The organism is Vogesella lacus (assembly GCF_979366295.1).
Map to the genome: position 1 here is coordinate 1 of NZ_CEETQT010000018.1, position 18,644 is coordinate 18,644.

17 protein-coding genes are annotated in these 18,644 nt (G+C 54.2%); 11 read left to right on the plus strand and 6 right to left on the minus strand.

The genetic code is table 11. The annotated features are described in order from the left end of the window. The 3 genes from ACZ9W6_RS17130 to ACZ9W6_RS17140 form a co-directional block, all read left to right on the plus strand. Positions 1 to 731, plus strand: a 731-nt coding sequence (locus ACZ9W6_RS17130; protein WP_465192403.1) for a response regulator, incomplete at its 5' end; no start/stop codon positions are given. 2 nt (positions 732 to 733) lie between these two features. After that, positions 734 to 1,798 (plus strand): ATP-binding protein, encoded by a 1,065-nt coding sequence (locus ACZ9W6_RS17135; protein ID WP_465192404.1) that lies wholly within the window; start codon positions 734 to 736, stop codon positions 1,796 to 1,798. Positions 1,799 to 1,852: 54 nt separating this feature from the next. Continuing rightward, positions 1,853 to 2,374: a GNAT family N-acetyltransferase gene (locus ACZ9W6_RS17140; protein WP_465192405.1), complete on the plus strand. Its 522-nt coding sequence runs from the start codon at positions 1,853 to 1,855 to the stop codon at positions 2,372 to 2,374. A gap of 40 nt (positions 2,375 to 2,414) precedes the next feature. Here ACZ9W6_RS17140 and ACZ9W6_RS17145 read toward each other — a convergent pair whose 3' ends face one another. The 5 genes from ACZ9W6_RS17145 to gcvPA form a co-directional block, all read right to left on the minus strand. Next, entirely contained in the window at positions 2,415 to 2,561 is a 147-nt protein-coding gene (locus tag ACZ9W6_RS17145) for a hypothetical protein (protein WP_465192406.1), read from the minus strand. A 2,046-nt stretch (positions 2,562 to 4,607) separates the two neighbouring features. After that, positions 4,608 to 5,396: an SDR family NAD(P)-dependent oxidoreductase gene (locus ACZ9W6_RS17150; RefSeq protein WP_465192407.1), complete on the minus strand. Its 789-nt coding sequence runs from the start codon at positions 5,394 to 5,396 to the stop codon at positions 4,608 to 4,610. A gap of 100 nt (positions 5,397 to 5,496) precedes the next feature. After that, positions 5,497 to 6,615, minus strand: a complete 1,119-nt coding sequence (locus ACZ9W6_RS17155) for an ATP-NAD kinase family protein (RefSeq protein WP_465192408.1) — start codon at positions 6,613 to 6,615, stop codon at positions 5,497 to 5,499. Next, the gene (gcvPB, locus tag ACZ9W6_RS17160) at positions 6,602 to 8,191 is read right to left on the minus strand and encodes an aminomethyl-transferring glycine dehydrogenase subunit GcvPB (RefSeq protein WP_465192409.1); all 1,590 of its coding nucleotides are present in this window, start codon (positions 8,189 to 8,191) and stop codon (positions 6,602 to 6,604) included. The genes ACZ9W6_RS17155 and gcvPB overlap by 14 nt, the downstream gene beginning before the upstream one ends. A 30-nt stretch (positions 8,192 to 8,221) precedes the next feature. Beyond that, the gene (gene gcvPA, locus ACZ9W6_RS17165; protein ID WP_465192410.1) at positions 8,222 to 9,607 is read right to left on the minus strand and encodes an aminomethyl-transferring glycine dehydrogenase subunit GcvPA; all 1,386 of its coding nucleotides are present in this window, start codon (positions 9,605 to 9,607) and stop codon (positions 8,222 to 8,224) included. Positions 9,608 to 9,752: 145 nt separating this feature from the next. Between gcvPA and ACZ9W6_RS17170 the strand changes: the two genes are divergently transcribed. The 8 genes from ACZ9W6_RS17170 to ACZ9W6_RS17205 all read left to right on the plus strand — a co-directional run bounded on the left by ACZ9W6_RS17170 (position 9,753) and on the right by ACZ9W6_RS17205 (position 17,616). After that, complete coding sequence (locus tag ACZ9W6_RS17170) at positions 9,753 to 10,646, plus strand: LysR substrate-binding domain-containing protein (protein ID WP_465192411.1); 894 nt, start codon at positions 9,753 to 9,755, stop codon at positions 10,644 to 10,646. A gap of 711 nt (positions 10,647 to 11,357) precedes the next feature. Beyond that, entirely contained in the window at positions 11,358 to 12,449 is a 1,092-nt protein-coding gene (locus ACZ9W6_RS17175) for a histone deacetylase family protein (protein ID WP_465192412.1), read from the plus strand. Next, the gene (locus ACZ9W6_RS17180) at positions 12,450 to 13,247 is read left to right on the plus strand and encodes an ABC transporter ATP-binding protein (RefSeq protein WP_465192413.1); all 798 of its coding nucleotides are present in this window, start codon (positions 12,450 to 12,452) and stop codon (positions 13,245 to 13,247) included. It abuts the gene before it with no gap. Between the two features lie 35 nt (positions 13,248 to 13,282). Beyond that, positions 13,283 to 14,077, plus strand: a complete 795-nt coding sequence (locus tag ACZ9W6_RS17185) for a transporter substrate-binding domain-containing protein (RefSeq protein ID WP_465192414.1) — start codon at positions 13,283 to 13,285, stop codon at positions 14,075 to 14,077. A gap of 86 nt (positions 14,078 to 14,163) precedes the next feature. Further along, positions 14,164 to 14,856 carry an ABC transporter permease gene (locus tag ACZ9W6_RS17190; RefSeq protein ID WP_465192416.1) on the plus strand — a complete coding sequence of 231 codons (693 nt, stop codon included), beginning with the start codon at positions 14,164 to 14,166 and terminating at the stop codon, positions 14,854 to 14,856. Continuing rightward, positions 14,843 to 15,529, plus strand: a complete 687-nt coding sequence (locus ACZ9W6_RS17195) for an ABC transporter permease (RefSeq protein ID WP_465192417.1) — start codon at positions 14,843 to 14,845, stop codon at positions 15,527 to 15,529. The genes ACZ9W6_RS17190 and ACZ9W6_RS17195 overlap by 14 nt, the downstream gene beginning before the upstream one ends. A 537-nt stretch (positions 15,530 to 16,066) precedes the next feature. Beyond that, a complete protein-coding gene (locus ACZ9W6_RS17200) occupies positions 16,067 to 16,279 on the plus strand; it encodes a helix-turn-helix domain-containing protein (RefSeq protein WP_465192418.1) in 213 nt (70 codons plus the stop codon). Further along, positions 16,279 to 17,616, plus strand: coding sequence for a type II toxin-antitoxin system HipA family toxin (locus ACZ9W6_RS17205; RefSeq protein WP_465192419.1), 1,338 nt, complete (start codon positions 16,279 to 16,281; stop codon positions 17,614 to 17,616). The genes ACZ9W6_RS17200 and ACZ9W6_RS17205 overlap by 1 nt, the downstream gene beginning before the upstream one ends. A 230-nt stretch (positions 17,617 to 17,846) precedes the next feature. Here the strand turns inward: ACZ9W6_RS17205 and ACZ9W6_RS17210 are convergent, their stop codons facing one another. Further along, entirely contained in the window at positions 17,847 to 18,629 is a 783-nt protein-coding gene (locus ACZ9W6_RS17210; RefSeq protein ID WP_465192420.1) for a sulfite exporter TauE/SafE family protein, read from the minus strand. Positions 18,630 to 18,644 lie beyond the last annotated feature (15 nt).

Sequence of the window (18,644 nt, forward strand, 5' to 3'; positions counted from 1 at the left end):
TGATCTCCATCACCAGCGCGGCTTTGCGCTTGGCGGTCCAGCGTTTGATATCGTCTTCCATGGTCATGCTCATCACGTGCTCCTGTGTGAATTATGACCTGTGCAGGTTTTTAGTGGGTCATTACATGTTTGCGGCAAACGGACGCGAAGCACTGGCGCTACACAATAGCGCCAGACCGGACTTGGTCTTGCTGGATGTACAGATGCCGGAAATAGATGGATGGCGCGTATTGTCAGAAATACGCCTCCACAGCAATACACCCGTCATCATGCTTACGGCCATGGACCAGGATATCGACAAGCTGATGGGGCTGCGAATCGGTGCGGATGACTATATTGTCAAACCCTTTAACCCGGCAGAAGTCGTCGCACGTGTTCAGGCAGTGCTGCGGCGTAGCAATATGCACCAGCCCCCTCTTCAATCATCATTACTCAGAGCAATGCCCTTTCTGATCAACTTGCAAAGTCATGAGGTGATGGTAGAAACCGGTGAGGGGTCGTTAGTGCTGGAACTGACACTGACTGAATTCAAGCTTTTAGCCCAATTGGCTACCGCACCCAAGCGAGTATTCAGCCGAGCGGAACTGCTCGCCAGCTGTTTGCCAGAGGGCGATACCCTTGAACGCACGGTTGACAGCCACATTAGCAAACTACGGAAAAAGCTGGAAAAAGCCGGTATAACAGACATGCCACATGGTGTACGTGGTGTTGGCTACCGGCTTTGGAGTTAGCTATGAAACTGGTTGGCATCTATCGTCAGATTGCACTTACCATGATGGCCATGGCTGTTGGCATCACGCTATTGGTCGTGATTACCTCGTATGTGCTTTACGCTCTTTGGCAAAAATATTGGCCAAACTATTTTCCTGACGAAGATTACATGCAGACCGGCCCAGAATGGATCTGGTTCATATTAACGACTTTAACCGCACTGGCAGTAGCCGTAGGCGTTGCAACCCGCATCTCCAAACGAATACTTTCACCATTAAAATCCGTCACCGACAGTATCAAAAAGGTTGCCGATGGTGATTTATCAGCACGCGCAGTCGCTAATAACAATGCTCCTCTGGAGGCGTTTCATCTTGTCAATGACTTCAACCTGCTCGTTGAAAAATTGCAGCAAGCTACAGATGAACAAGCGTTCTGGAATGCTGCCATCGCACACGAATTGCGTACACCAGTCACCATTCTGAGGGGGCGCTTGCAAGGTTTGGCGGAAGGCGTGTTCAAGCCGGATGAACGACAATTCCGCAGCCTGCTTATGCAAATTGAAAGCCTAAATCAGCTCATCGAAGACCTGCGAGTCGTTAGCTTGGTCGAGAGTGGGCACTTACCCCTGAACCACCAGAAAGTTGATATATCGTTGGAAATTCAACATGTCGTTGAGTCAATGACAGATGTGCTGAAAAAATCAAATCAACACGTCATCATGGACATACAGGCAAATTCTGCTTTTTGCGACCCGCTGAAGATACGACAGGCCATTCTGGCACTACTGGAAAATGCAACAAAACATGCCATGCCGGGAGGTATCCTGATTAAAACCAGCATGGCGAATGAATCATTTTCGATCAGTATCGAAGATGAAGGCCCTGGTATCCCGGACACATTCATCGCCCAAATGTTTACTGCCTTCAGGCGCGCGCCAACTGCGTGCGGCCAAGGTAGTGGCTTGGGCTTGGCCGTTGTTGCAGCCATCGCCAAGGCCCATGGAGGCCAGGTAGCTTATGCTAAAAACGTCAAGAACGGCTCGTCATTTACGATAACCATTCCTCATCACATCAGCACCTTGCCGTAGCCGCATCATGATTTAATTCAGCACAGCACCATTGCAGAAGGTGAGAAAAACCACATGATGAATGATGAAATAATCCTGAAAAAAACCACCCCTGATGACATCGCGGCCTTCAAGAAAGAACTGCAGGAAGCTTTCTCTTTGGCATGCATGGATGAACCAGGATTTACCCTTGAGGAACCGATACCATCAGATGATGATCTGGAAAAATCCATCACATCACCCAATAGCGTCATGCTGCGCATCTTATACAACAATAAAAAAGTAGGAGGGGCCATCGTCAGTATCAACCAGCAAACTCACGACAATTCGCTTGATTTTTTCTTCATAAAATCAGGTGAGCATGGAAAAGGTTTAGGTCGAAAGGCTTGGTTTGCCATTGAAGCACATTACCCAGAAACCAAGTCTTGGCAAACACACACGCCCTATTTTGAAAAGCGGAATATCCACTTTTACGTGAACGTGTGTGGTTTTAAAATAGTGGAATTCTTCAACCAAAAACATCTCGATCCGCATGCGCCGTCGTCAGATAACTTGACTGGGCTCGATGAAGCGTTCAGGTTTGAGAAGTTGATGTAAGAGATAAACGGCCAACCATCTGCACGGTACCAGCCCTGCATCAGCAGGCCCCTTCATACTTCTGCTGATACTGCTGCACAAACTGCTTGCCTTGCGGTCGGCTGTCGAGCACGTTACCCGCCACTACTGACAAGAGGCCTTCACCATTCTTGCCAGAGAGCTTGATGAAGTCTTGGGTCTGGATCATGTCACCACGCTATACCTTTCTCGCAAGACCAATCTGCTTCATCTGCACGGGCATTTCAACCATCTGCAGCGCTTGGCGCGACTTGGTCCCTTCACGGTGTCAATCATCGGCAAATAAATAGTCTAGGCAGTCACGTAGATCGCTTATGTTGCCTTACTCGCTGCACCACAGGTTTTCCTGAGATTACATCTCTGATTCTTGCCAACGCACCATAATCAATTTGACGAACGTTCAACACAATTGCGAGAGCATCCTGTCGAGACATCGGCACCAGAGGAGGGTCTGCTTCTTTTTGCATTTATTTGCCATGAAGAAACCTTGCCTTGGGCGAACCTGGTACGCAATGTACCAGTCTCAATATCTGAAAAATAAAGCGAGTATGCACAGGGCCCATCCGATTTTTTATTTAAACGGAAATTTAGTTACGCATCGTGGAATGCGCTCCTCGAACTGAATGCTCAAGCGAGTCAGCGCCGCCTTCCAACAGTTAAATGTCATCGCCCACTTCTGACGAACAAAATCTGCAATGTCTCACCACTCGTGAATGACCCGGCATATCAGCCACATTACTAGCAAGCTAACTATCTCTTAATTTTTTCGTGGCTCTAATATCAGAGAATTGCACGGTTCCGCCTTATCAGCTGGCTTGAATCTACGTGGTTGCACATCAGACCAACGCAAGATCTTTACTTTGCTACCTGGCTGGCTGGGCTTACATGCTTCTTCTGGTCGCTTCGTCTTGAATTTTCGGATCATGCTCATGGGGCCTCATTACACACCAACTACATATTGGACTATGCAAATACTATTTTCCATAATCCAAGCACAGGCTCGCTATCGACATTTTTTGATGCCAACAGTTACACCATGCTCCTTGCCTAGCAGGCTGTTGAAATACCCAACAACGGGATGCACGCACCTGTGATGCCATGATCGCCACCCAGTGAGCATCCAGTCGTCGCCATTCACGTCCGCTCACTACAGAATCTGGTATGCCAACGCGTTTTACTTGGTGATTACCACAGTTTCTACCCTTCCCACTCCAACTGCGGATACGATGCTGCCAACATCCGCAGTCGCGTCAAGTTGTAAACCGCCATCATCCGCGTCAGCAACTGACCCACCTAGGCCAGACCCTATACCATCCCTATGTACAACAGGGAACAACCTTGGATATCAGGCTCCGCATGCGATGGCCTGATTGCGTATATAAATACAACATCCAAAGACTGAGTCATGGCTTCATGAGCGAAACAAATGGCTGAGACATTGCCAAGAGATCAACAATCTCATACGATTTTTACACCGAGCTGCCGGACTGCAGCCTTTCAACCGTTTTACCTAACACTGAGCTGCATACCGCAGGGAAATCTGCCCTGTTAACCGTATGCCGCTCGTCTCCTGCCTTGTCAGTGAGATGCCTCAACGCAGTTCCCTCACCCATCGCGTACGCTTTGTACGCTATCTGACCTTTGCTCCATCAACCCCATATGCTTTGATGCTGCGTGAGCACCCCTTGACGCTATCTTCGTCGGTTTAATCACGCCTATTCATCAAAGCGGTCATTAACCCCATCGCATTTATCTTTGCGATGGGGTTAACACTTTTTATTAATCAGCGCACCTGATTAACTTCAAACGAGAGAATCATGATCAAACAAAATTCCGCAATAAAAAGAGCCAATGCCCATGAATATTCAGCAAAAAACTGAGCAGGATTTGAACCTACGATTTTCGGGTTATGAGGGCGATTTTTTGTCATCACCCGCATACCACCAGGATTTGTGCAAACTTAAAAACCCTTTCAATCCATATGCTTATTCAAAAACACTTTGGAGTTACTCGCCAAAGGCCATGCGGACCACGTATCTGAGAAGTGTCACACTTTTTTATCAGTAATTTGCAGTTTTTTTGACCTTCGGATAGCCCGCTTGGCGGCAGCACGTCACTCTGGGGGGAAAACCACTGACGTCCTTATCACGCCTGCCATGTGCGGTAACAAGAACGCCGGAAGTGCTTCCCACACAGCCGGCCATCAAACCGATGGTCAAGCCGATCCGGCCAGCCCGCCACCGTCCACAACAAACGCCGCACCAGTTACAAACGACGAGCGATCGCAGGCCAAGAACAAGACCGTCTGTGCAATTTCCTTGGGCTGACCAACCCGCATCAGCGGTCGCGAATTGCCTGCCTCGACCAGAGCAGTATCAGCCAAACCCAGCTGGTGGGCTTCATTACGAAGCATGGCCGTATCAGTATCCCCCGGGCAGACACTGTTGACGCGGATGTTCTGCGGACCATGATCCACGGCCATTGCACGCGTCATATTCACAACGGCGCCCTTGGCCGCGCAATAAGAAACGGCGTCCTTCCCCCCCACCAAGCCCCAGCCAGACCCTGCGTTGATAATGCTCCCCCCGCCTTGGGCCGACATGACTGGCACCGCGTATTTGCTCATCAGGAAGATGGACTTGACGTTGACCGCCATCACCGCATCCCACTCCGACTCGCTGGTATCCACGACATTGGCACGGCGGGTGATACCTGCATTGTTGAAGAGAACATCCACTCGACCAAATTGCGCCACGGTGCTCTCGATGGTGCGCTGACAGTCAGCTGCAATCGCCACATTAGCCTCAATAAAAATGGCTTCACCACCCGCTGCTTGAATGGCAGCAACAGTCCCCATACCATTCGTGGGATTCAGATCACATACGGCAACCTTCGCCCCCTCCTCTGCAAACAGCATGGCAGTCGCCCGGCCGATCCCCGAACCGGCACCCGTAATAAGAGCCACTTTTCCGTGCAGTTCGCCGACGGTATTTGCGTGATTCATGTCTCACATTCCTTATCTTGTAGTACGGCAATTTATTGGCATCCGGGATCGCATCACATGCAACGTGCAGCCCCGCACACCCACCAAACACCCTTCTGACTCATGCAGCAACCATGCGCATCATGGCCTTATCCATTGGCCCCGTAACCACGGGTACCGGTCCGGATAATGCTTGGTCAACCACCAAGCTGCCGCTATCAATTCTGAGCGGTTTCCCCAGCAAGGACTGGAGCTTGAATGGGGTAACCAGTAACGTCATGGCATGCCGCCCGATGGCGGTCAGCACTCGTGGACTAAGGGGGGCATTGCCACGACCGATGACATGCCCCTGACCACCAATGACCGTCAGCCACAGATGCGGCACCTCCCCCTTTATCACATCCCACAGCGTTGCCTCATCGGCATCTTTCACCAGCAAACAGCCATCCTTTACCACATCAATGCCTATCAGGCTGCCATCAATACCCAGCTGCTGTTTTAATGCCCATGTGGTCGATCCCGGCCCAATCAGGTGCAAGCCCGTCGAGAGGCTCGGTGCCAGATATCTCGCCAGCGCATCTGCTGCAGAGCGGTCATCCGGGCTGCTTCGTGACTTTTTTCCCTGCAATAATGCGGGGTCCAGAGGTGTGGCCAGGTACCCATATAACCGGGCAGCCACTTGCCCTGCGGCCAACCCCTGTTCATCCAGATCCATGACCTCGCGTGCGGCGGTGACTCTGCGACTCCCCGTCAGAAACGAACGGGCAAGCCGGCCGGCCGCGCGCGGACTTGTTCCAAACACAGCCGATTGCATCTTTACCCCCGCCGGAATGCCGAGCGTCACGATGGTTTCACCCACAGTATCCAGTACATCGCGCGCAGTACCATCCCCACCGGAGAAAAGCACAAGGTCAACGCCAGCGTCTGCCAGCTTACGTGCCAGTTGACGCGTGTCGGCCGCCGAGCATGGCGAACCGGACTCGGCCACCACCTCGACCTGGCAACCCGCCTCCCTCAGCATCACCTCCCCCATACGGCCAGCCCCCGTCAGCCACTGGATCTCGCGCTCGGGGTCCAGAACCGCAATGGCCTCGGCGGCACGACACGACGAACGTGCCGGTAGTGCATCCATCATGGAAGGATCCAGCGTATCGCTGCCATGTCTGGCCAGCTCACCGCCCAACCCGGCAAGCGGGTTAACGATGAGTCCGACCCGCCATACCGACTTATGCAGCAGCATGGTTACGAAGCTTCCGGTTCCAGGCACGCCAAGTCATGGCCCAGCGCTTGGGATCATCCAGGTACTCCAGCTTGACCCGGCTTGTCGGGCAACGATGTGGCGCACTGCGCACCAGATCCGGATCGGTATAGGCCTCATGCGACACCTGGTGCATGACTTGAATGAACTCATCCAGATCGACCTTGGAGTACGACTCGGTCGGTTCGATGGTCGCTGGCTGCGGAACGATGTATGGATGGTGACTGGTCCAGTAGTGCACAGCGAAGTCGGCTGCCCGAAGGCCGATATCCTCCGAACTCACCCCGGTTTCCTCCGCCAATTGCTGCCAGCTGTAACGGACCTGTTCGATCCGGCGCTTGCCCTCTGCCAGCGGCGCAGACATACCTTTGACCTTGAGCAGCTTGGCCAGCATATAGTTGTTATTGAGCACGGCAACCTCAGAAACCTCTCGCAGACCGTCTGCCCCCAGGTTCATCACCCATGCATAGGCGCGCAGCACAATTGATGCCGTCCCCAGGAACGAGGAAACCTTGCCAATCGACTGCTCCCCGCCATGCTCGATGCGATAGTTGTCTCCCTCTTTCACTACTCGCGGACTGGGCAGGAAGGGTGCCAATGCTTCGGTGACTGCACACGCACCAACGGCCGGGCCGCCGCAAGCATGCGGTGTCGAAAAGGTTTTATGCAGGTTGAAGTGACTCAGATCGAAACCGGCCTCCCGGGCACGGGCAATACCCAGCAAACCGTTAGCATTCGCTTGGTCATAGCAGGCCAAAGCCCCCACCGAGTGAGCAACATCCACAAACTCGCGAATCTTGCTGTTGAAAATACCCGTGTCTTCCGGATTGGTAATCACCAGCGCGGCAGTTCTCGGCCCCACAGCAGCTTTCATCGCTTCCAGATCCGGATAGCCGTCTCCGTCCGGGTAAAGCGTGATGACCTTGTAGCCGACCACCTTGGCGCAAGCAGCATCCGACGGGTGGGAGAAAATCGTGGTGATGATCTCGTCACGCTGATCCGCCTCGCCACGCGACTCGAACCATGCACGAATCATGGCAAGGTTGGTATAGATGGCTTGCGAACCGGATCGGGGCTGCAAACTGACCGCATCCATACCGGAGACTTCTTTCACAACATGCTCCATCTGGTGCATCACATGAAGGATACCCTGCACTGTCGAGGCATCCTGAAGCGGGTGCAGCTCACTCATATGCGGACTGCGGGCCAGCTGGTCATTGATCTTGGGGTTATATTTCATCGTGCATGTCCCCTGACCCACATCCACCGTGAAGTCCGCCCCCAGCACTTCCTGGGAAAGGCGCAAGTAGTGGCGCAACACACGATTCTGGCTCAGCTCCGGCAGGGCCGGTGGCGCTTGCCGACTCATCCCCGTGGGTAAAAAGTGCTTGATGTCAGCACCCGCTGCCTCGATAGCCGGCTCGACGGACGGTACCAACACGCCACGCTCTCCCGGCTGGGTCAGCTCGAAAATGACCGGTTCGTCCCAGCGGGCCTGATGATAACGACGCAGATTGGCTTGGCCGTCGGAGAAGCGATGTGAAGAGATGTTTTCCATTTTTCTATCCTTTATCCGGGTTGCCAGCGCTTACAGCAGGCTGCGCAAGGTTTCGACCAGCACGTCAATGTCGGCCTGGGTATGCACTTCGGTGACGGCATACAATGCGCACTGCCCCATCGACGGGAACGCCACGGACAGATCATGTCCACCGAAAATATCGCACTTGCGCAAAGCATCATTAATCTCGGCCACGGTCTTGCCGGTATCAGAAAAATCGACAACAAACTCCTTGTAATGCACGGTGTCCGGATGGGATAAACGAACGCCGGATAACGATGCCAAGCGCTGCCGGGCATAGGCCACCCGCTTCATGATGCCCTCCCCCAGCTCCACTATTCCTTTCGGCCCCATCGTGGCAAGGTACACCCCGGCAGTGATGCCCCACAGCGCGGCTGCGGTGCCCACATATTCGTTGCCGTTCTCCCGCTTTTCGAAGTGCGTACGCGACCATGCCACGTCACCGAAGCCGTATTGGCCAGGCACCTCGGTCGGCGCAATGCCGAACAGGCGGGACGGGTATTGCATCACCAGCGCCTCTTCGTCTGCGGTCGCGATGAAACCACCATGGCCCCCGCCAAAGTTCATATGCATCCCCAGGGGCTGGATATCGCCGCAAACAATCGTGGCACCGTAGTCGGCAGGCGGCGTCAGCACCCCCAGAGACGACGGATCGACACCCACTACCAGCAGGGCACCGCTGCGTTTCACCAGGCGTGCCAAGGCTGCACCATCATCGATGGTGCCAAAATAACTCGGAATATCCAGATAGAACGCTGCAACCTCTTCCGAGAGCTGTGCAGCCAAATCGGCCTGATCAACCAGCCCGGAGACCGGATCAAACTTCACCTCGGCAAAATCGACTTCACTGCGACCATAGGTCTGGATATGCGACCACTTGTCGGGATTGATATTTCCCGCAACCAGCACTTTGCGTTTGCCGGTATAACGGGCAGCCATGCAACACGCGGTCGCCGCGGCCTGCAAACCATCAAAAGTCGGCACACTGACCACATCCATATTCACCAGCTCGCCCATCATCGAGCAGTACTCCCACATGGCCTGCCAGCGCCCATGGTCATCCGTCGGCTCACCGGCATAAGCCGTCAGGAACTCGCTACGGCCATTGACCTCGTCACAAACAGAGGGCACATGATGCTGATAGCAGCCACCACCCAGAAAACTGATGGCCTGCCCGCAATGCGTATTACGAGACAACAGCCCTTCCACATGGCGCTTCAAGCGAGCCTCGGACAATAAAGGCGCGGGGAGATCCATCGGCCTTTTCAGCCGTAATTCGGAAGGGATGTCCGCATAAAACTCCTCAATTGAGCTCGCCCCTATTGCGGCCAACATTTCCGCCTTTACTGCCGGTACAGAATTGGGAATATATGGATAAACTGTACTTTTACTCATACCGAAATCACCCTCGTTTTATTTTGACCGTGACACCACAATCAATACTGCTCTGGCAATTAATTAGACGGTAATGAAAGGTGATTTACAAACGACGTTATTTCACGATATAAGTGAATAAACCTAATCCATACGGGAGGGTACTATGTGGCGGCACCTGCATCATTTGAACGGTCTGCGCTGCTTTGAAGCCGCGGCACGGCATGAATCATTTACCAAAGCAGCAGATGAGTTGCACGTCACACAGGCAGCGATCAGCCACCAGATTCGAGGACTGGAGAGCAGCCTGGGTATCAGCCTTTTTGAACGGCGTCCGCGCCAGGTCAGGCTCACACCGGCAGGCGCAAAGCTGGTGAATGTTCTGACACATACCTTCGACCGGATTGATCAGGTGATGCGTGAGCTGAACCGGGAAAACGAAGCGAGTCTCAAGCTCGCCGTTACACCATCGTTCTCCGCGAAGTGGCTGGCAAGCCGGCTACCACGATTCTGGGCACTTCACCCCGACCTTGAATTGCATCTCCATCACACAGTACTGCACGACGCCATCTCGCGCGGTGATGCCGACGCGGCCGTTATCTGGTCAACCACCCGGCCGGAACGCGTGTGGACGCAACGTTTGTTTGGCACTAACCTGACACCGGTCTGCGCCCCGGCGCTGATGCAATCCGGCCTGCCTCTTGATACGCCTGCAGCGTTGCAAAACCATTTGCTGTTACACGAAGACAGCTACGATGACTGGGTGCACTGGCTAACCCAGGCTGGGATGAAAGGTATTCACGCTCGCCGAGGCTCCATTATTGATGACACGAATGTGCTGCTGCTTTCCGCCATGGCAGGCCGGGGGGTGGCGTTAGGTCGACTCGCACTAGTTGAAGATGATTTGAAACTTGGACGTCTAATCCGCCCCTTCCAGTTGAGCATTGAAGCCGATGGTGCCTATTGGCTGATTACCTCAGAAGCGATTGCCGAACAACCCCGCTTCCAAGCACTGGCCAACTTCCTGATCAAGGAGTGTGAAGCGCTAGTGAGTCAATAACGATCCGACTGCCATGTGGCAGCGGCGGCCACGTCGGGCATGTACGATGGCATGCTCTGCATCAGCCTGGTTGCAACCGGCCAGACATTGACCCCGCCCCCTCTAGGACAAACCTGAGCCCCTGTCAGCGAATAAGGTACGCGGAAGTCCATACGTACCGATTCGCAACTAAGACATCCTCTCTGAATGACTCACCCTTCCCCTGCCCTTGTCAACGACAGTCATGCATTACGCGCCAGCAAACCTCCATGCAACAGATTAAATAATCTAATTCATAAAGTTTTCCCCAACATTTATGCCTAGGCATTACCTCCCAATGACGGTGCGATAAATAAAATATCGCATCGCACAAAAATAATTACCACCACGCCACACCATCATCAATAAAACTGCATCACTTGGCAGCATTAGCAAACAATGCACTGCCAGCCTCCGCACAAGCACCCGCCATAATTTGACAAAACAGATACCCCCGCATCTTTCCAAAATCATCTCAAAAATACGGCACTGCACAATACACAAATTAGTCTTTCTAATGCTGCAAGAAAGAAATAATCAATTGTCTGAAATAGCGCATGCATACACATTGCACAAAACCGCAGGCCGCAGTGCATGCATCACATGCCACAGGGCGGAAGTCACGGTGGTCCATCGCAGCAGCAGATGGCAAGGCCATGAAGACAAGACATCCATTCGCATCACGGGACTCACATGCACATCATCTACAGCGAGCAACATTTACAGCATCAGCCAAGGTATGAACTGCTGGGCGGACAATTAGTCGAGATTGCGGACATTCCTGCCCGGATAGAGTGGGTACTGACAGCCTGCCAAAAACGGAACCTTGGCCATGTCAGACATGCGGATGACTTTGGGCTAGCACCGATACTGCGCATCCACGAAAAGCACTACGTGGATTTTCTGCAAACCGCGCAGGAGGAAATGCAGGCAAGCGGGCTGAGTGACACGACATTCGGCAGTGCATGGCCTGTATCGGGCATGCGTACCGATCGTCCACCACGCAAGCTGCAGGCTAGGCTGGGTTTTTACTCCTCAGATGGTTGCAGCCCCATCGGGGACGGCACATGGGGCGCCGTCTATGCTGCGGCACAGACGGCGATCACCGCCATGAATAGCGTTCTCGCCGGTGAGGATGGCTCACTCGCCTTGTGCCGGCCACCAGGACACCATGCCGCATCAGCCTGTGCCGGAGGCTACTGCTACCTCAACAATGCTGCGATCGCAGCGCAATTTGCCTTGGACCACGGCGTTTCGCGTGTTGCCATCCTTGATATTGACTACCACCACGGCAACGGCACCCAGACCATTTTTTACGAACGCGCGGATGTCGCCTTTGCATCTGTGCATGCCGACCCGCTGGATGCGTATCCCTATTTTCTTGGCCATGCCGACGAAGTGGGCGCAAAAGAAGGGCGAGGCTTCAATCACAATTTCCCGCTGCCGCTGGGAACCGATTTCGAGGTGTGGCTGGGTGCACTAGACCAAGCCATTGCTGCGCTACGCACCACTCAGCCCTCCCTGCTAATCGTCTCGCTAGGTGTCGACACCTACAAGGATGATCCGATTTCCAACTTCAAATTGGAATCAACCGACTTTTCTACGATTGGTAGCCGATTAGCCCAACTCGAATTGCCAACACTGTTTGTGATGGAAGGGGGGTATGCAGTTTCTGCCATTGGTGAAAACGTCGCCAATGTCCTCAGCGGATATCAATTCACAAAAAGCAAGTGCCATACAAAACAACCGTCTGCCTGCAAATACAAAGAACAGGAGGAACAGTAAATGCGTGATTTCACCCCGGATCACCAGCAAAAAGACATGCTGGTTGTTGAGGACTTACACAAGTCATTCGGTCAGACAGAAATTCTCAAAGGCATCAGTCTGAGCGCCAAAAAGCACGAAGTCATTGCCATTCTTGGCAGCAGCGGCTCAGGAAAAAGTACGTTCTTGCGTTGTATCAACATGCTTGAAACCCCTAACGCCGGCAGAGTATTTATCAACGGTGAACTGATTCGCATGCGTCAAGGCGAGGGGGGGCTTTTAGTGGCAGAGAGTCATGACCAGGTCACCCGGATTCGCCGTAAATTGGCCATGGTTTTTCAGCAGTTCAATCTTTGGGCGCACATGACCGTGCTGCAGAACGTCATGTTTGTGCCCGTCAAAGTGCTTGGAATTGATAAGCGCGATGCGGAAGCCTCTGCAATTTCCTATCTGGAAAAAGTGGGCATGGCCGACAAACGCCATCACTACATCAGTCAGCTCTCCGGGGGGCAGCAACAACGGGTTGCCATTGCGCGGGCGTTGGCGGTTGAGCCTGATGTGATGCTGTTCGATGAACCCACCTCAGCCCTGGATCCGGAACTCGTAGGCGAAGTACTGAAGGTCATGCGGACACTGGCTGAAGAAGGGCGAACCATGTTGGTGGTCACCCACGAAATGGGGTTTGCCCGAGAAGTGGCCAGTCGGGCCGTATTTTTCCACCAAGGTGTCGTCGAGGAGGACGGATTACCCCACGAATTATTCGCAAGTCAAAAATCCCCCCGGTTTCAGAAATTTCTTTCGCGCGTTGCCACCCACTGAGCTGTCCCCACACGTCCATTCATCAGGAGAAAGACATGCAATTCAAACGCTTCCAAGCATTGCTGGCCAGCAGCGTAATCTTTGGCGCGCTATCCCCCGCCGCATTGGCTGATAACGTCATCAGGATCGGCACCCAGCCAGACTATCCGCCATTCGAGTACAAGGATTCAAGTGGAAAACTGAAAGGCATGGAGATCGATCTTGGTGATGAGCTTTGCAAGCGCATGAAAACCAAGTGCGAATACGTAACGATGGATTTTGATGCCCTGATCCCATCCCTCAAGGCCAAAAAGATTGATGCGGTACTGGCTCAGCTTTCCATCACGGAAAAGCGGAAGCAGATGGTTGATTTTACCGACCTGTTTACGATCGCACCGGTTCAATACATTGCGAAGAAAGACTCCGGCCTCAGTGAGAATCCCGCCTCCCTGCGCGGAAAAATTGTTGGCGTACAAAGCGGCACCAACCACGAAACCTACATGAAAGAACGCTTGCCCACAGCCCAATCCGGAATCCAGCTGAAAGTCTACCAGGCACCGGGTCAGGCCTTTCTTGATCTGGAGGCTGGCCGCATTCATGCGTATATGACAGACACCACCGCGGGGTATGAATGGCTCACGAAAGCGGGTGCCCAGAAAGGGTTCGACTATGCGGGCAAGCCCATCAACGATGAAGCCATGTTCGGTGTCGGTACCGGCATCGCTGTTCGTAAAGGTGATCCGCTGAAGGATCGACTGAATGTCGCGATCAAGCAAATTCAAAGCGACAACACCTTTTCCCGTATCAATCGCAAGTACTTTCCGTTCAGCATTGCCCCTGGCGGCAAGTAAGTCGATTCCCCCGCTTGTCTGACAAGAGGGCTGCCTTGCGTGCTGCGGACAGGACATCCGCAGCACAATGACTTCTAGGAAAAAATATGGAACAGCTCTTCAATTACAGTCACCAATTGCTGATCGGTGTGGGCGTCACCTTGCAACTGGCATTCACTTCACTATGCTTTGGCCTGCTATTAGGAATAGCCTTTTCTGCCTGCAAGCTATCCGACAATCCCTACATCCGCATCCCGGTAAGCCTCTTTACCAATGTCATTCGCGGCATTCCCGAGTTTCTGATCATACTGATCTGCTATTTTGGTCTATCCAATCTGATCAACAATCATCTGGAGTGGCCCATTGAAATTGATCCATTCGTTGGTGGTGTCTTCGCACTGGCTATCGTTTTTTCGGCCTATGCATCAGAGGTTTTCAGAGGGGCCTTTCTCGCCATACCCAAGGGGCAAATTGAGGCCGCCAGAGCTTATGGCCTAACCAAGCCCCAGATATTTTTGTCTATCCAGCTTCCTCAGGCTTGGCGAATTGCCCTGCCAAATCTGAACAATATGTGGCAATCCCTGCTTAAAGACACTTCCCTGGTCTCGGTGCTGGGTCTGGAAGACTTGATGAAGAAAGCAGACATGGCGGCACAATTCACCAAGCAGCCATTTATCTTCTTCCTGGTGGTGGCTGCAATTTATTTCATCTTCCTTGCCCTCTCCAACCCGCTCTTTTCATATCTGGAAAAGATCTCGAACAAAGGTTTCCACCGGGAGCATCAGCATGCAGCTGCTTAATGACTACCTACTCCTGATCCGCGAGAGTGGCCTTGATATCCTGTCCGGTTTTTATATCACAGGCATCCTGTTTCTTAGCTCATTCTGCATAGGCTTTGTCTTCTCGATTCCTTTAGCACTCGGGAAAGCCTCAAAAAACATCTGGATCCGGTCGGCTGCTGCCGGTTACTCCTCCTTCTTTCGCGGCACGCCACTGCTCGTTCAGATCTTCATCTTCTACTTTGGATTAAGCCAGTTTGAGTTCGTAAGAAACTCATCGTTATGGGTAGTACTTGGAGACTCCTTGTACTGCGGCATCACCGTGCTCGCCATGAACCTGACGGCTTATATGTCCGAAACAGTCAGAGCGGGGATGCTCGCCGTACCGCCCGGCGAAAAGGAAGCAGCAAGAGCATATGGGCTGAATTACTGGCAATGCTGCCGGTACATTATCCTTCCCCGTGCACTGCGCATCGTCACACCTGCGATTGGCAATGATGCGATCGCCCAGATGAAGGCCACGGCTCTCGTAAGCACCATCACGGTGATGGATATGACCGGCGTAGTCAGGAGATTGTCTGCCATCTCCTATAACACTGACGCACTGGTGATTGCGGGGGCGATCTATGGCTTATCCACCTTGGCCATTTCGCTTGTCACGAGAGAAATCGAGCGCAGGAATATTGCCCAGTGAAAGACTGTCAATAGTTTCAGGACCATATGGCATTGTTAGTCTTACAAGCCACAACATGGTGTGAACTGCACTTAATGATTGGATGAAGGCAAGCGTGTGGCCTCGCACGCTTGTGATTGACTAGAGTGCCTTGCTGCCGCAGCGTCAGTTAGATCATGCTCACATGAAATGCAGAAGTCGCCATGCACGCAGAACTGACCTTCACGCCCTAAATAGGGCCACTCTCCTTGCTCATTCACAAGCTACTGCACGCCGGATACGACATGTCGAGGCGTCACAGTGCTCCACAAAGCGAACTCGCCGGCCCATGCCTTTTACAACTAGCGGCTACCCCAGATTACGAGTTGCAGCGCCTTCGACTGCCGCCCTGCCTCTACCAATCATCATGGATCACCCACTACACCCTATGAGTTGTAAATAAAAATAACATCACAAAGGTTGTATTCCGAGTTTACAACACATAGTATGTAATCAATATCCTGCAGAACGCCAGATGCCATGCACTACCCCATCATCACGCCTGAGCAACTCCCAGCCATGCTTCGAAGTCTGCGCCAGCGCGCCGGGCTGACCCAGACACAGCTGGCTGAACGGCTAGGTATCAGCCAGCAAAGCTACGCCCGGCTGGAAGCGCGGCCGGCAGCAGCCAGCGTGGAGCGGCTAAGCAAACTGCTACAGGCGCTGGATGCCAAGCTGGTGATCCACACCCGCGATGACGAATCGCCAGCAGTCAGTGACGAGGCTTGGTGATGGGCCGCAAAAGTCACCGGCAACAGCTGAATGTGTGGATGAATGGTCTGCTTGTCGGGGAGTGGGCAATCACCCGCAGTGGTGAAACCTTCACTTACCACGACAGCTGGCTGCATCACCCGCAATCTCGTCCATTGTCGTTATCACTGCCATTTTTACCTGGCAATGCCGCGTATCGTGGCGCGGTGGTCAACGCCTATTTCGACAACTTGCTACCTGACAGCGACACCATTCGTCGCAGACTGGCACAGCGCTATCGGCTGAGTGACAGCGCTGCGTTTACCCTGTTGGCCGCACTCGGGCGCGACTGTGTCGGCGCGCTGCAACTGTTGCCAGCAGACGAAACGCCGCAAGACTTGCACAACATCCACGGCGTGGCACTGACAAAAGCAGACATCGCCACCTTGCTGCGACAAACGGTGAACGCCGGCGTGTCTGGCCAACTCGAACCGGAGACCGACTTGCGTCTGTCCATCGCCGGCGCGCAAGAAAAAACGGCCCTGCTGTACCACGATGGCCGCTGGCAGCGTCCGCTGGGCAGTACGCCCACCACCCATATCCTGAAACTGCCCATGGGGCTGATAGGTGGCCTTCAGGCCGATATGCGCAGCTCGGTAGAAAATGAATGGCTGTGCGCGCAACTGGTCGCTGCATTCGGCCTGCCGGTAGCCCGCTGCGACATTGCCCGTTTCGAAGAACAGAAAGTGCTGGTGGTCGAACGCTTTGACCGCCGCTTATCTGCCGATGGCAGCTGGCTGATGCGTCTGCCACAAGAAGACTTCTGCCAGGCCACAAGCACCTCGCCCCATCTCAAGTACCAAAGTGACGGTGGCCCGGGTATTGCGCGCATCCTCGATATCCTGGCAGGGTCGGAAAACAGCGTGGCTGACCGCCAGCAGTTCTTCAAGGCCCAGGTGGTGTTCTGGTTGCTGGCCGCCACCGACGGCCACGCCAAGAATTTCAGCCTGTTCCATTTACCAGGTGGCCGTTACCGGGCAACACCGCTATACGACATCCTGTCCGCACACCCTGTCATCGGTCATGGTGCGGGCAAGGTGGCACCACAAAAAGCCAAGCTGGCGATGGCGGTGCGCGGACAAAACAATCACTACCTCATTGATCGCATCCAGCCACGCCACTGGCTGGCGCAAGCGCGCAGTAGCGGTCTGACCGAGGCATGGGCAAAAGACTTGCTGGGCGAATTGGCTGACTGCACGGGCAAGGTATTGGAAGACATTACTCAAAAGCTGCCCGCTGATTTTCCGGGGGACGTGGCACAGGCCATTTTTACCGGCATACAAGATCAGCGCGACAAACTGGCAGCCTGGCATGGCTGACTACAAACTACGGGTATGAGGAAAACCTGCCGGTCTGGAGATAAATGTTTGTCGTACAAGCCTCAACCGGGGTGGTGCGTCGCTCGGCAAGCCGGGTGACAGCACCGTACGGATGAATATCTGGCCGCACTTTGCTGCCTTGGCGAGGCCGGCCATGCCGGGGTTGGGAGCTGATTGATGCCACAGGGTTCACGAGTGCTGTCGGCACCGCCGCCGCCCGGGTCGCGCCATCACAGAAAAAAGCTCACGCCCACGCAGAATAACAGCAGGGCAAACAGGCGTTTGAGCAGCGGTGCCGGCAGGGCGTGTGCCAGCTGGGCGCCAAAGCGGGCGAAAAGCATGCTGGTGGCCGCGATACCGACCACGGCCGGCAAGTAAACAAAGCCGAGACTCCACGGCGGCAGGCCTGGCTGCTGCCAGCCCGTGAGCATGAAGCCGAGGGCGCTGGCCGCCGCAATCGGCAGGCCGCAGGCGGCAGAGGTGGCGACCGCCTGGTGCATGGGCACGCTGCGCCAGCTCAGGAAGGGGACTGTCAAGGTGCCGCCGCCAATGCCGAAGATGGCCGAGGCCCAGCCGATCACGCCGCCGGCGGCGGTCAGCCCCAGCTTGCCGGGCACGGCGCGGCTGGCCTTGGGTTGCAGCGCCAGCCCCATCTGGATGGCGATGGCGATGGCAAACACGCCGATGACTTGCTGCAGCATCGGCCCCTTGATCGCTGCTGCAGTGAGCGCGCCCAAGCCGGCCCCCAGCAGGATGCCCATGGTCATCCAGGTCACGATAGGCCAGCGCACCGCGCCCTTGCGCTGGTGGGCCATTACCGAGTTGACCGAGGTGAACACAATGGTGGCCAGTGAGGTGCCGACCGCCAGGTGCGTCAGCAGGGTGGGGTCAAGACCTTGGGCCTGGAAGCTGTAGATCAGTATCGGCACGATGATGATGCCCCCGCCCACCCCGAATAATCCCGCCAGCACGCCGGCGGCCGCGCCCAGTATCAGATAAAGTAGAAATGCCATGCTGTTCAAGCCCTC